This window comes from Paraburkholderia sediminicola, assembly GCF_046026895.1.
GTDB classification, from domain to species: Bacteria; Pseudomonadota; Gammaproteobacteria; order Burkholderiales; family Burkholderiaceae; genus Paraburkholderia; species Paraburkholderia sediminicola_C.
This window is the reverse complement of the sequence record NZ_JAQQEU010000002.1, coordinates 108,316-121,955: the sequence shown is the minus strand read 5'-3', so window position 1 is coordinate 121,955 and position 13,640 is coordinate 108,316. Positions and strand designations below refer to the sequence as shown.

Here is a 13,640-nt window from a genome sequence, read left to right as displayed (position 1 = left end):
TCAACGCGTCTTGATGATCATAGTGCATGTCACAATTCAGCAGTGCGCGTCACTGCGCAAATTGTTATCCATAGCAATGCTTATGATCCGACAATCTACAACGAGATTCAGCAAGATGTGCTCTCTGTCAGAGCAGTTAAAAAATCATTCTACTTGACGAGGCATACATGGAACTCAAGGCCGATCCACTTTTTTTCGTCGGTGCAATGCCACCACCCTTGCACGGCATGTCGAATGTGAACGCGTGTATGTTCCAGGCACTGTGTCATGGTGAGGTCAACATTCATCTCTTCGACATTGCACGACGCGGCAAGAATTCGATCGAAAAGAACAGTTCCCTTACAACTAGCGAAGGAGAATTTGGACTTTTCGTTCGATTCGTTCGCTCAATGGCCTCGGCGTCAGGACGAAAGAAAACGTACCTCTCCCTGTCGGGTGGTCTCGGACAACTCAGAGACTTGATTTATATCGCCGTATCACGAATCTTTCGCGCCAAAATTTACTTGCATCATCATAGTTTCGCCTATCTGAACAGGCGCAGTTTCATCACGCTCCTCTGCGTTCGTGCCGCTGGGCCGCGGTCCGATCACATCGTCCTATGCGATCGAATGGCCATGCTTCTGTCCGAACAATATCAAGCTCGTCCGGAGCGAGTCTCTTGCCTCTCGAATGCGGCCTTTCTTCCCCGGGACGAAAAACACGCGGCACGGCCACATTTAAAAACCGTTTCCTTCCTCTCGAACATCACGTTTGAAAAAGGAATCTCGACATTTTTCGAGCTGGCAAATGAGTTGCAGGCACGCAACGTCCCTGTGCGATGCATGATCGCCGGCCCGGTTTCTGCCGAGGTTCGCCCATGGCTCGACGATGCGCTCGAGAAGGCGCCCCACGTCCAGTATTTCGGTCCTCAATACGGCGTTGATAAGAACCAATTCTTTGAGCAGACTGATCTGCTCGTATTTCCGTCCACGTACGCGAACGAGGCCGAGCCCGTGACAATTCTCGAGGCCTTCAGCTTCGGTGTCCCGGTGATCGCCACGGCGTTGGGTTGCATCCCTGGTCTGGTCAGTGACCAGCGGGGCGTCGTACTGGAAGCGCATGGTTGCGGGCCCGTCGCAATCGCGGATCTTATCCAGAACCTGGAAGAAGACGACAGCGCCTATCAACGTCTCTCCGAGAATTGCAGTACTTACTTGGAGATTGCGAATTCTGACCACTCGTCGGCTTTGAACAAAATAATTGGCGCGATACGATGTGGTAACGATTTCGGAGGACGCCTGTGATACAAGACCTCCGCGAATTTCGTGTGCCGGCCGGGTTTAGAGGCGCTTCTCCCATCAAGGTTCAACTTTGGTGGCTGGTGCAGGCCTCGCTGTTCCGGTGGTCGCCACAAGTGATGTACGGGTGGCGGCGCGCGTTGCTGCGAGTATTTGGCGCGCGAATCGGAAGGGCCGTAATCATCCGTCCAACCGCAACTGTCACCTATCCATGGAAATTGACCATAGGTGATTTTTCATGGATTGGCGACGACGTCGTTTTGTATAGCCTCGGATACCTAACTATCGGGTCGCACAGTGTTATTTCGCAGCGCTCCTACCTGTGTGGGGGAGACCACGATTACCGGGACCCGAACTTTTCTATTCGGGCACGGAACATCCAGATTGGGGACCAGGTTTGGATCGGTACTGACGTGTTTGTGGGTCCGGGCACCGTCGTCGGCGAGGGCGCCGTGGTCGGCGCCCGAAGCACCGTGATCCAGAACATCCCGCCCATGATGATTTGCGTCGGTAGTCCCGCGCGGCCGATCAAACCTCGCTAAGGTGCCTGTAATGAAAATACTGTTGTTCAGTCTGAACTATGCGCCTGAGGTTACCGGGATTGGGAAGTATTCGGCGGAATTCGCCGAGTGGCTCGCCGATCACGGCCACGAGGTCCGCGTGATCACAGCCTCGCCGTACTATCCGCACTGGGTAGTGTCGAGTGGATATCGGGCCTCCCGCTACAAAACCGAAGAGATCAACGGGGTACGGGTCACGCGTGTTCCATTCTGGTGCCCGCGCCGTGTATCCGGCATCAAGCGGCTCTTACATCTTGCGAGTTTCGCCGTAGGGGCGTTGCCTGCCGCGCTCGCGCACGTCCGATGGTCACCGGATGTCGTCTGGGTTGTGGAGCCGCCACTGTTTGCTGCGCCAATCGCCTTGCTTGCCGCGAAACTTTCCGGTGCTTCGTCATACCTGCACATACAGGACTACGAACTCGATGCTGCGTTCGAGTTGGGCATGTTGAAAGGTAATATCCTGCGCAGAAGTGGTCTGCGTGTGGAAAAGTGGCTCATGTCCCGATTTGACAAGGTGTCCGCAATCTCCGGAAAGATGGTCGAGAGAGCGTTGACGAAAGGTGTGCCCGATGAGCGCTCTATCCTGTTTCCTAACTGGGTCAACACCAGTGAAATCTTTCCAATTTTTACACCAAGCACGTACCGTAGCGAGTTGGATATAGAGTCGAGTGCAACGGTAGTTCTCTACTCGGGGAACATGGGCAGCAAACAAGGTCTCGAACTGCTTCCGGATGTGGCTAGAAAGCTTGGCGACCGGCGCGATCTATTGTTTGTGTTTTGTGGCAACGGCCCTGCGAAACGTCCGCTTGAAGAGGCCTGCGGTGAACTCCTGAATGTCCGCTTCATCGACCTGCAACCAAACGAGCGATTCAATGAAATGCTGGCTCTCGCTGACATTCATATCCTCCCCCAGAGATCGGATGCGTCCGATCTCGTGATGCCTTCCAAGCTCCTGGGAATACTGGCGAGCGGACGTCCGGTTGTAGCCACCGCCCGCCCGAACACGGAGTTGTGGCAGACAGTGCATCCGCGCGGTATCGTAGTCGATCCCGGCTCCGTTGACGACCTATGCGCTGGCATCATGAAGTTAGCGAATGATCGAGGCTTACGGAAAAAGCTTGGAGAGGCCGGGCGAGCCTATGCGATCTCCGAGATGTCCAAGGATGCAGTACTAACCCGATACGAACGAGTTCTTACCGACACAGTGCCTCACAATCGACAGACGCGAACAACATTTTTTTAGTCGTCGTGGAGGCGAGACTTTGATGCCTGGCGGATTGGCGCCATGATGCGAATAAAGCGGACTCCTCAATGTCAGCAATTCTTCGATTGGCCGGACATTGAGAGGCACAAGTTGTACGAATCGCTTTCTTTGTCACGTGAGCGGTTTCAGACATTCTCTCTCGATCGCGTTCTGTGGAGTTTGCAACATGGCTCACATCGTTTTTGTGATCGGAAACCTGAGTGACTATCACATCCCGCGCTATCGCGCATTGGTCTCGCTCGTCGAGAGGGCCGGACATCAGATAACGTTGGTCGAAATATTTGGCCGGTCCATTTACTCCCATCCGCAACCTGCGAGGCCGCTGCAATTTTCCGACACGTCGAAAGCCCTCACCCTTTTCGCCGGAACGCGCTCCGCGGGCTCTACGCGCGTTGTCTGGCGGATTCATAACGTGGTCAACGAGTTGCGCCCCGACATTGTCATTACGCTGGGTTACCACACGGAGTACTCGATCTACCTCTGCCTGAGAAAACTGATAACCGGCAAGTTTCCGCTTATGTATATGTCCGACTCGAAGGCGGACGATGGTGACAGATCAAGGACGAAAGAGGCGTTTAAGCGGCTTCTGGTTCGCTGGTTTGACGGCGCGCTGGTTGCGGGGCAAAGGCACCGCGACTATGCGCTTAGCCTTGGAATTCCGCTGCAGCGCTCGCGTTGCGGGTTTGACGTGATCGACGTTCGGTTCTTTTCCGATGCTGCAGCCGCGTGTCGTCAGAACGATGCTGCACTGCGCTCGGAGCTAGGCCTTCCGGATCGCTATGTGCTTTGCGTGAGTCGCCTGGTAGAGCGAAAGAATGTAGCGGGGGTGGTTAGAGCCTTCGCACGGTCGGGATTGGCCGCGCAGGGGTACTCGCTAGTCATCGTGGGAAATGGACCGTACAAGGCGCGCGTTGAGGAAGCGATTCGTCAGGCCGACTTATTCTCAAAGGTAGTGATGGTGGAAAACGTCCACAATGAGGTAATGCCGGCTTTTTACGCTTTAGGGGACTTTCTCGTTCTCGCAAGTCGATACGACCAGTGGGGGCTGTGTGCGAACGAGGCGATGGCCGCCGGCTTGCCACTGATCGTTACGAAAGGCTGCGGCTGTGCTGGCGAGATAGTGATCGATTTTGAAAATGGCTTCGTAGTTTCAGAGGGATCGGAGGATGAGTTAAGCGAGAGAATGAGGATGCTCGGGAGTGACCGTCAAATGCGGCAACAATTCGGAATTCGGTCAAGGGAAATCATTGATCAGTGGACGCCCGAGCTATTCGCCAAGAGTGCCCTGGAGTTGACGGAAATATTGCTGTCTCCGGGATCGTCAGCCGTTAAAGCCCCTTCGCCGTGAGTGGCCTGAGGGACTCTTCCCTGTCACTCTATGGGCAAGTCTGATCCGTGGGAAGGCCGGCCTTCGTGACCGCATGTTCCGCGAGAATGCTGAAGTACGGATCACACTTCGGGGGCGCCGGCGCGGTCGTGACTTTCACGGGCGCTGACTCCTGCAACTTGCCGCCCGCGCTGTCGACACTCTTGATCACATAGAAGTAGGTAGTTTCGGGGGCGGTGGTGATGTCGACAAATACGCCGCCCGCGACAGGGCCCGCGCTATTGAGCTTCATGAACGGACCGCCCGCTGAACTGCCCCGGTAGACATCGGTGGAGACGGCATTCGCCACGCTTCCCCATCTAAGGGCAACCTGCCGATCAGTGAAATCAGTTAGCCCGAGCGCGCCCGCTGTCGGTCGTGTCTGCCAGCCGCTATATCCGCCCGCCAGCCGATCGAGCATTCGCTTGATCGCCGCGATCTGCAAGCCGGCTTTGGTCGCGTACGTGCCATGTGTATCGGTCTGCTGGTTATATCCCCACCAGTCCCAGCAACCCTGTGGATTGTTGACGAAGGGATCGTCAAACGACGGACTTGACGCGGTCTGCGGATAGAGCACGATCAGGTGGTTTGCATCCGCCCACTCGTTATATCCCGCGTATTCTGCAAAGCGGTCGCCGATCGTGTCGGCGTTCTGGCTGCATCCGTGCAGCGCGACGTGAACGCTGCAAGGCTGCATCGCCGCGCAGCTAGCCGGCACATACACATAGCCGGTCGCACCCATAGAAATCGCGGCGGCATTCTTCCGCCCGAGACTGTCGAGCGCGAACTCATCCTGTGAGAAAGTCGCAAGGTCTCCGTGCGGCGGCGCGACCTTGTCATGCAGGTCACCAAGAAGATGCTGCAACAGCACGCCGGCCGCATCGTAACCGCAATTCTTGATGTACTCATTCCCGGTTACGCTGCAATCGCAGTTTTGCAGCGGTGGCGAGCCACCCGTTCCGCTGGGACAGTAATCGATGATCTGAGCGTGCCCCGAACGCAGGTTGTCTTTGTAGAACACCTGCGTTCCAGCATAGTGCGCGTAAAAAGCATAGAGTGCGTCGGTCACGGGTTTATTCACAAGGCCGTCGTTGTAGCCATGGAAAATCCAGACTCTCTGACGCGCGAGATTCTCGACGGGATCGATCTCGCCCCTTGTGGAGAGAGTTTGCACATGACGGATGAAGCCGGCTGCATCAGCGGACGTAATCGGAACAGCCGGATAACCCGGATCGCCCTGCATGCAATGAGCTATCACTCTTCTGGTGGTGAGGTCGCGGTTCAAGAATGTTCCCGCACAAAAGTACGGGCCGCCCGCCGTGGCACCCACGCCTTTCACAATTGACGAATACGCAACGGCAAATTGCACGGCCATGTAGGCGCCGGACGAGACACCGGAGACAGTTGTCTCATCCAGCTTGACGTCATACGCTTTGAGCGACTGGGCGGCCTGCGCGGCGTTCGGCGCACACACGATCAACGACGCCAGAACGCAGCCCGCGGCGATAGCCTGCCGAGCCACCCCAGCCCGTGCTTTTTTGTTTTTCATCACGGCCCTCCTCGCTTCCGAGCCCTGGGCTTCCGTTTCATGGAAGCCTTGCAGGTCAGCATAGCCGATGCACTGCATCGCACAAGTCAAGCCGCCGGGACGGTGGCGAGAAATGACGCGTTCGATAAGTGCAAGGCGAGCGATCGCGCACCTTGAAAGGGCATGGGCATCGGCAAGGGCAAGAGCGGCCGGCAATTATGTCGACAGTCCACTCGCTTCTCACCGAAAAGAACGCTGATCCATCCGCGCGTGCGCCAGCCGATTTCCTATACTGCATCGATTAGCCCGCTTCCCCGGAGCAATTATGAGCGTGGTGAAAGGGCGTGTCGGCCGCACGAGTCCGATGGGCGCATCGCTGACGACGGACGGCACCGGCTTTCGTACCTGGGCGCCCAACGCAACGGCCGTGTTCGTCGTGGCGGGTGCGGCGCTCGAACCGTCTCAGGCGCAAGACTGGCGGCCGGCGTCGGATGAAGCAATGGAATCGCTCGGCGATGGAACCTGGGGCGGCTTTCTCCGTTCGATCAAGGAAGGCGACCCTTACCTCTTCTACGTCGACGGCGCGGGCGGCAGCGGATGGAAACGCGATCCCTTCGCGCGCGAACTCAGCTTTGCTCCGACCTACCCGGCTTCCTGGTGCCTCGTCCGCGATCCAGCGACTTATCCATGGCATGACAGCGCGTGGCAACCTCCCGCCTTCAGCGAACTGATCGTCTATCAGTTGCATGTTGGCACATGGTGGGCGCAAGACGACCAAGGCAATGACGTGCGCACCCTGCGCAGCGGGACGTTCCTCGATGTCGTGGCCAAGCTCGATTACCTGATCGAACTCGGCATCACCGCGATACAGCTGCTGCCGATCCAGGAGTTCGAAACCAGCTACAGCCTCGGCTATAACGGCACGGACCTTTATTCGCCGGAAATTCCCTACTGCGTTGCGCCCGACGACCTGCGCTGGCGGCTTGCCGGCATCAACGCGGTGCTCGCCGATAGCGGCCACCCGGCGCTGACAGAAACGGACCTGACACCGGGAATCAACCAGCTCAAATGTCTTATCGATCTGTGCCATTTGAAGGGCCTCGCAGTGATTCTCGACCAGGTGTACAACCACGCGTTCGGCCATGATAGCCAGGGCACGTTCGACTCGAGAAGTCTCTGGTTCTATGACTTCCAGCAGCGCCCCGATCCCAACCGAAGTCTTTACTTCACCGATCAGACATGGATAGGACCGGTATTCGCCTATTGGCAAGACTGGGTCTGTCAGTTTTTGATCGACAATGCGCGGTTCTATCTCGACGAATATCACGTCGACGGCCTGCGCTATGACGAGGTCAGCGCAATCGTGAATCATGGCGGTGAAACGTTCGCGGAACACCTGAGCGAAACCGTGCGCGCGACGCGCCGCTCGGTGGTGCAGATTGCGGAGTACTGGAACGGCGATCGCCCCCGCGCGATCGAGCCGCCTCCCGGGGGCCTGGGCTTCGACGCCGAACTCGCGGACGGCTTGCGCGATAGCGTGCGGACACTGCTCAAGCAAACTAGCTACGGCCTATCGGCGGCACTCCATCTGGCCGCAGTAGCAGGCGCGCTGACATCGACGCCCGTCGAAGCATGGCAGTTCAACACGTGCCTCGAAAATCACGATCTGACCTACGCGGGCCATGACGGCGCCGCGCGACTGCCGTTTCTCGCGGATTCCGCCGACCGGCGCTCGTGGTATGCACGCAGCCGCGTACGCGCAACCGCGACACTATTGCTGTGCGCGCCGGGCATTCCATCGCTGTTCATGGGCCAGGAGTGCCTGGAAGACAAGAACTGGAGCGACGATCGAAGCGCAAACGGCCTCATTTACTGGGCTGGCCTGACGGCGGCGGACTCGTCGATGCGCGATCTTCTGCGTTGCACGACGGATCTCATACATTTGCGCGGCGCGTTACCCGCACTATGCTCGACCAGCGTTCGGGTGTCCCGTGTACAGGATTTCGAGCGCGTGCTGGTGATGCATCGCTGGATCGAAGGCGTCGGCGTCGGCGGCGACGTGATCGTTGTCGTGAGCTTCGACGAAATCGCGAAGCGGGCGTATCAGATCGGCCTGCCGTCGGCCGGCGCATGGCGCGAGGTATTTAATAGCGATGTCTACGACAGCTATCCGAATCCCTCACCGGTTGGCAATGGCGGCAATGTCGACGCAGCGGGGCCGCCGCTGGATGGTTTCGCGGCGTCCGCATGGCTCGCGGTGCCGGCGAACGGCGCACTCATATTCGTGAGGGGCTGATCCCGACCGGCGGCTGTCTGATTGTCGTTCGCTTCGGGCGGTCTACCGTTCGCAAAACGGCTAGTTCATGCACCGCCGCTTCGTTTGGCGGAGCGGCAGTCCTTCCGAGTCAAAGCGGTTGGCCAAGGTCGGCAGCAAGATCTGTGCAGGCCTCGACCCGATTTGGGCGCCCAAACTTAGTGTCACGCGGCCAAAGACGAATTATTCCGCGCTGCATTGGCGATTAAACGGCTTCGATTTGCAAGCCATGGCCTATTCTCTACAAGAGCGTTCTACACGCCCATTGTCTTCGCACTGTGGCATGCGAAGCGAAGGAGACTATGGTGGAGCTTCAACTCGACCCCAAGGGGACCTTGCGCAGTGTCGCAGATCTACCATGCCCGCACGGTTTGCCCCTTCTGGGAAATCTGTTGCAGATGCCACCGGCGAAACTTCATCTGATTCTGGAGCGATGGGCGAGGCGATTTGGGTCCCCATTCAGAGTTCAACTCGGCACGATTCCGGTCACAGTGTGGACGCAGGCGGAACTGTTCCAGACCGTCATGCGCGAGCGTCCGCACCTGTATCGACGCTTTGCGCCAATGGAATCCGTGATGACGGAGCTTGGTGGCAACGGACTCTTCTCCGCCGAAGGCCCGGCGTGGGAACCGCAGCGTCGGCTCGTCATGCGCGCACTGTCTTTTTCCAACATTAAGGCTTTCTATCCGACTCTCGCAGCTATTACCGCGCGTTTTCTCGCTCGCCTGCAACAGGCGGCAAGGGAGCATAGAACGCTCGACATGGCGGAAGAACTCAAGCGCTACACCGTCGACGTGACGAGTACACTCGCATTCGGCGAAGACCCGCATACACTCGAACGGGAACAAGGGGTAATCCAGGAGCAGCTTGCCCTCATCCCTCCGGCGCTGATGAGGCGCGTCACCGCCCTCTTTCCATACTGGCATTACATCACGCTGCCGCAAGACCGGCGACTCGCGCGGTCGATGGTGGAGGTACACCGCTACATTCAGAAAATGATCGAACGGGCGCGCGAGCGCATGTGCCAGTCGCCTGATGCGCCACCGCACAACCTGCTCGAAGCCATGCTTGCCGCGCACGACGAGCCCGGTTCAACGGTCACCGACGAACAGGTATCGGCGAACGTCCTGACGCTTCTGGTCGCGGGAGAAGATACGACGGCTAATGCGATTGCGTGGGCGCTTATGTACATTGCCGCAGATTTGCGTCTACAGAACAGGCTATTCGAACAGTCGGGCGAGGCACTCAGTGAGTCAAGGATCTGTCCGGATTACGACGCGTTAAAGCATCTCGATCTATGCGAGGCGGTATGCAGCGAGGCACTCCGATTGCGGCCGGTTGCCGCGATACAAACGTTCGAGCCACTGGCCGACGTGTGCCTCGGAGGTGTCGCCATACCGGCAGGAACACGCATGCTATTTCTCACGCGTCCAAGCATGCTGGACCCAAGGAATTTCGTGCACCCCGAAACATTTGACCCTGATCGTTGGAAACATCCGCGAGACCCGTCGGAGGGTGCCCATAAACAGAAGGCATATCTGACATTCGGAGCAGGGCCGAGAGTGTGTCCGGGTCGATATCTCGCAGCAGTCGAGATGAGACTGGTTATATCGATGTTGATGAGGAACTTCAAGATCGAACTGACGATCGATCCGGCCGAGATTGAAGAGGTTTCCGCCTTCACGATGGTGCCGAACAGAATGCCTGTGAGACTCGAGCCCCGTGCGTGATTTTCCGGGCTGCCTGCGGCGAGGCTTTATTAATCAAGCCATCGTTTAAAAGATCAGTCTCGATTCCACCCACGAGAAATGTGGCCGATTTTCAGTCCTCCCAACCGTTCTTCACTCCTTCGCCACGGACGGTCCGACTCGCCTAAATGCGACATCGAAAGGCGCAAAATGACGTGGTTCATTTGATTCGCTTTCTCATTGCATCTGTTACGCTAAATTACATGTGTCAGACAATTTGAAGCAATTTTTTAATCCCGTATCGGCATCCGCCTTCGCGCGATCTGCACAGTCGATGCTTTCGCGGGACTCGCGTGGGTCGTCCCGGTAAAGCGATACGTTTCTAGCGCGGCGCTTGCCCCGGAAGTAATCCGATGTACCCAATTCCTCTTTTGACTTCCAGGGCGGAGGACGACATGTCCACAGGATTGAGTTCGCGATTACTCGTCATAGGGGTTGTCCTGATACTGACCGCTTGCGGCGGAGGCGGAGGCGGCAGCCCGGGCACTACGGGTTCTACGGGTGCCTCGAGCGCTACGGGTGCCTCGAGCGCTACGGGTGCCTCCGGCGCTACGGGTACCACCGGCACCACCGGCTCTACTGGTTCGGACTCAAGCGGGCCAGCGGGCGCGGCGAGCCCTGCATCAGGCGCATCAGCCCCCAGCACTACTACCCCGACAATGGCCGCCGCGACCCCGGTGATCGACGGGACGACGCTCGGTGATGCCCTCTGGCCTGCGGGCTCGACGTCGTCGGGTGGGCAAGGTCAACCGGTGAGCGGACTCAACTGCGGCCTGCGTAGCACTGCCTACACCTACACGCATCTGTCCATCTATGAGAACGGCCGCCTGCTTGCGTTGCCGGGCAATGTCGGCATGGTCGAGCCGACCATGGCCGCTCAGACAGGCTGCGCGTACCCACTGCACACGGTGGATTCGAGCGGGAAAATTCACATGGACGCGACCACTAACGCGTCATACACGCTCGGTCAGTTCTTCGCGATCTGGGGCGAAACGCTCGACGCGTCTAGCGTCGCCGGCGTGACCGGCTCGCCGATCACAATCTACTTGAACGATGGCGGCGCTCTCACGAAATACACGGGCGATCCTGCAAGTCTTGTGCTACCCGCGCATGGCGAGGTGACGATTGAAATCGGCACGCCTTTGACGCAGATCCCAACGTATACATGGACCGATCCGCCACCCTTCGATCCGAACCCGGTCACGCTCGTGTTCCTCGGTGTGGTGGGGAACAACTTCTGGCCGGCGGGCAATACTTCGACGGGTGGCACCGGTTCGCCAGTGGACGGTCTGATCTGCGCACCCAACATGAGTGCGCTGTATCACGTCCATGCACACCTCGCTGTTTTCAAGGACGGCCAGTGGCTCGCGATGCCCGCCAATGTCGGCATTCTGCCGCAGTGCGACTATGAAATGCACACGCACGACCAGACCGGCATCATCCACATTGAAACGCCGACCTTCAAAAGGTTCACGCTTGGCCAGTTCTTCGATATCTGGGGCCAACCGCTTAGCAGCACGAACGTGGCCGGTGTGACCGGGAACGTGGTCGCCTACATCAACGATAATGGCGACTCGCGCCGCTATATGGGTGATTTGCGCGACATCGAGTTGACCTCGCTGCGCGACATCACATTGCAGATCGGCACGCCAATTAGCACGCTGTCCACCTATTCGTGGTACGAGCCGCGGTGATTGTTCGTGACGTGGCGGACGCGTGATCGTCCGCCTGTCGCTGCCAACGTGCCAAGTGGTGCGCGGACCATACGACGTGTATATCACTCGCGCTCGCTGGCGAGCCATGCTCGCCAGCCGCCAAACTCCGTGATGTCGCCCCCGGACTCGATCCCATACCCTTCGCACACGAAGCCGGTCACCCACGCGCCATTCGCCAGTTCGACCTTCCCAAGCGCCAGCGGAGAGGGAATGGTCGTGATGAACGAGCCCAATTCCAGACTGGGCATCTCCCAGACCTCGATTGCGATCGCCGCGCCGCCGTGCGCTACTCGCCACATGCCGGGCCGCCTTGCGCCGTCCGGCGTAGCTGTCAGCGCGGACAACCGATAGTACGGCGCGGTTTGCGTCGCCTCCACCAGCCGTGCGCCGCGGCAAACCAGATCGCGATTGAGCGGCAGACCCGCCATGTGGGCACCGCACACCGCGATGCGTACCCGGTCGTTGGCCGCAGTCGGCCCCTCGCTCGCATCGGGCCTGCCGCCCCCGACGCATTCGACGCCGCTGATCCGCTGCAGCATGTCGGCCACGCTCAACAGATATTGATCCGTGAACGCGCGCCCGAACACGGTCACACCCCACGGCAAGCCATTCTTCATGAACGCGCTCGGCGTCGCAACGGCCGCGTAGTCGAGCAGATTCATGAAGTTGGTGTAGTAGCCGAGCAACGAGTTCGGCCCGATGGGGTCGCGCTCCAACTCCGCCAGCGTGACGGGACGCGGATAAGTCGGTGTGAGAACGAAGTCCAGTGAATCGAGCGCGGCGTCGCAGCGGCCCTTCAAAGCTTGCAGGCGGTATTGCGCGCGAAACAGTTCGACGGCGGTGGCGCCCGGCGCTTTCGCCAGCACGTCGCGGATGACCGGCAACACGGCCTCCCCGTTCGCTTCGATCAACTCGCCCGCGACGTCGTAGCGCTCTGCGACCCACGGGCCTTGATAGAGCAGATTCGCCGCTTCGACAAACGGTCCGAAGTCGATTTCGACGGCCTCGCCGCCTGCGGCTTCGAGCAGCGCGCGCGCCTTCGCAAACAACCCCGGACTTTCGGCACAACCCGCGAATTCGAGTCGCGACGGCACGCCGAAGCGGAATGTGGCGAGCTTGCCGAACGCGCGTGCGTTGTTCCATTGCGGGTTCTTGCGACTGTATGCATCACGCGGATCGGCTTGCGCGGTGAGCGCCAGCAATTCGCTGGCTTCGCGCGCTGTCGCCGTGAAATAGGTCACGCAATCGAGCGTGCGGCAGGCCGGCACGACCCCGGCGGTGGACAGCAGACCCTTGCTCGCCTTGATTCCGACGAGATTGTTCAGCCCTGCCGGCACGCGCCCCGAGCCCGCTGTGTCGGTGCCGAGCGCAAAGCTCGCGACGCCCAGCGCGACCGCTAGCGACGACCCCGCGCTCGAACCGCCCGACGGATAGTCGGGATGCACGCTATTGCGGCACTTGCCGTACGGTGAACGGGTGCCGTTCAGCCCGGTGGCGAACTGATCGAGATTGGTCTTGCCGAGCGGCACGGCGCCCAGTGCGATCAGCTGCGCGACGAGCGTCGCCGACTCGGCCGGCGTATAGGCGAACGCGGGACAGGCTGCCGTGGTCGGAATCCCGGCCAGGTCGATGTTGTCCTTGATCGCGAACGGAATGCCGTAAAGCGGCAATGCTTCGATATCCTGAGTGTCCAGCCAGTCCAGATAAGGCGCGACTTCCGCTTCGCTTAGAAGGTGGATGAACAGATTGAACTCGGGATTCAGCGCAGCGGCTTTCGCCAGCAGCTCGCCGATCAGTTTGCGCGGCGTGCGCGTCCCGGCGCGATAAGCGGCGCGCAGCGTAGCCAGACGCAGATCGAATGAAGACAT

At 59.0% G+C, this 13,640-nt stretch carries 9 protein-coding genes; 7 read left to right on the top strand and 2 right to left on the bottom strand.

The features are described from left to right. Positions 1-167 precede the first annotated feature (167 nt). The 4 genes from PQR02_RS02510 (at position 168) to PQR02_RS02495 (ending at position 4,449) form a co-directional block, all read left to right on the top strand. On the top strand, positions 168-1,283 hold the full coding sequence (locus tag PQR02_RS02510; RefSeq protein ID WP_408224940.1) for a glycosyltransferase family 4 protein: 1,116 nt from the start codon (positions 168-170) through the stop codon (positions 1,281-1,283). Continuing rightward, positions 1,280-1,819, top strand: coding sequence for a putative colanic acid biosynthesis acetyltransferase (locus tag PQR02_RS02505; RefSeq protein ID WP_408224937.1), 540 nt, complete (start codon positions 1,280-1,282; stop codon positions 1,817-1,819). The genes PQR02_RS02510 and PQR02_RS02505 overlap by 4 nt, the downstream gene beginning before the upstream one ends. 10 nt (positions 1,820-1,829) lie before the next feature. Further along, complete coding sequence (locus PQR02_RS02500) at positions 1,830-3,080, top strand: glycosyltransferase WbuB (protein WP_408224934.1); 1,251 nt, start codon at positions 1,830-1,832, stop codon at positions 3,078-3,080. A 187-nt stretch (positions 3,081-3,267) separates the two neighbouring features. Continuing rightward, a complete protein-coding gene (locus PQR02_RS02495; RefSeq protein WP_408224931.1) occupies positions 3,268-4,449 on the top strand; it encodes a glycosyltransferase family 4 protein in 1,182 nt (393 codons plus the stop codon). A 28-nt stretch (positions 4,450-4,477) separates the two neighbouring features. Here the strand turns inward: PQR02_RS02495 and PQR02_RS02490 are convergent, their stop codons facing one another. Next, positions 4,478-6,094, bottom strand: a complete 1,617-nt coding sequence (locus tag PQR02_RS02490) for an extracellular catalytic domain type 2 short-chain-length polyhydroxyalkanoate depolymerase (RefSeq protein ID WP_408224928.1) — start codon at positions 6,092-6,094, stop codon at positions 4,478-4,480. Between the two features lie 226 nt (positions 6,095-6,320). Between PQR02_RS02490 and PQR02_RS02485 the strand changes: the two genes are divergently transcribed. The 3 genes from PQR02_RS02485 (at position 6,321) to PQR02_RS02475 (ending at position 11,751) form a co-directional block, all read left to right on the top strand. Continuing rightward, positions 6,321-8,291 (top strand): alpha amylase C-terminal domain-containing protein, encoded by a 1,971-nt coding sequence (locus tag PQR02_RS02485; protein ID WP_408224925.1) that lies wholly within the window; start codon positions 6,321-6,323, stop codon positions 8,289-8,291. Positions 8,292-8,611: 320 nt separating this feature from the next. Beyond that, a complete protein-coding gene (locus PQR02_RS02480) occupies positions 8,612-10,039 on the top strand; it encodes a cytochrome P450 (RefSeq protein WP_408224922.1) in 1,428 nt (475 codons plus the stop codon). 413 nt (positions 10,040-10,452) lie between these two features. Then, positions 10,453-11,751 (top strand): hypothetical protein, encoded by a 1,299-nt coding sequence (locus tag PQR02_RS02475; protein WP_408224919.1) that lies wholly within the window; start codon positions 10,453-10,455, stop codon positions 11,749-11,751. Between the two features lie 83 nt (positions 11,752-11,834). Here the strand turns inward: PQR02_RS02475 and atzF are convergent, their stop codons facing one another. Further along, the gene (gene atzF, locus PQR02_RS02470; protein WP_408224916.1) at positions 11,835-13,640 is read right to left on the bottom strand and encodes an allophanate hydrolase; all 1,806 of its coding nucleotides are present in this window, start codon (positions 13,638-13,640) and stop codon (positions 11,835-11,837) included.

Bases quoted from the DNA above. Each gene is read 5' to 3' on its own strand.
- PQR02_RS02510 (WP_408224940.1), top strand. From the start codon at position 168: ATGGAACTCAAGGCCGATCCACTTTTTTTCGTCGGTGCAATGCCACCA.
- PQR02_RS02500 (WP_408224934.1), top strand. From the start codon at position 1,830: ATGAAAATACTGTTGTTCAGTCTGAACTATGCGCCTGAGGTTACCGGG.
- PQR02_RS02495 (WP_408224931.1), top strand. From the start codon at position 3,268: ATGGCTCACATCGTTTTTGTGATCGGAAACCTGAGTGACTATCACATC.
- PQR02_RS02490 (WP_408224928.1), bottom strand. From the start codon at position 6,094: ATGCAGTGCATCGGCTATGCTGACCTGCAAGGCTTCCATGAAACGGAA.
- PQR02_RS02485 (WP_408224925.1), top strand. From the start codon at position 6,321: ATGAGCGTGGTGAAAGGGCGTGTCGGCCGCACGAGTCCGATGGGCGCA.
- PQR02_RS02480 (WP_408224922.1), top strand. From the start codon at position 8,612: ATGGTGGAGCTTCAACTCGACCCCAAGGGGACCTTGCGCAGTGTCGCA.
- PQR02_RS02475 (WP_408224919.1), top strand. From the start codon at position 10,453: ATGTCCACAGGATTGAGTTCGCGATTACTCGTCATAGGGGTTGTCCTG.
- atzF (WP_408224916.1), bottom strand. From the start codon at position 13,640: ATGTCTTCATTCGATCTGCGTCTGGCTACGCTGCGCGCCGCTTATCGC.